The sequence below is a fragment of the Belnapia sp. AC561 genome (assembly GCF_979252845.1).
Genome location: NZ_CEEDBP010000148.1, coordinates 1 through 309, shown reverse-complemented (window position 1 = coordinate 309; position 309 = coordinate 1). Strand labels below are relative to the sequence as shown.

Annotated in this window: 1 protein-coding gene; it reads right to left on the bottom strand. The window is 58.6% G+C overall.

The window, feature by feature from the left end:
* On the bottom strand, positions 1 to 309 hold a 309-nt coding region (locus AC0IW9_RS30510), incomplete at both ends, for a glutathione S-transferase family protein (protein ID WP_471652060.1).

The following is a 309-nucleotide window of genomic DNA, read 5'->3' as shown; positions in this document are numbered from 1 at the left end:
ACCTTCTGCACATTCGGATTCTGGTTCAGCAGCTTGAACAGCGCGGCCGCCTGCGGGAAATCGGCCAGCACATCCGTGGCGAAGAGCTTGCCCATAACCGTGCTCGCCAAGTCCAGGCTGTACAGAAAATAAAGGTCAGCCAGGCTCAAGGTGTCACCGGCCAGGTACGGCGAAAACGCGCCGTGACGTTTCAGGCTGGCCAGCCCAAGGTTCAAATCTTCCAAGCTTTTGGCTTTGATCGCCGGATCCACTTTGCCGCCGAAAAACGCCTCCAGGTAACAGGCGCGCGCCGGCAGCTCGATATACAGC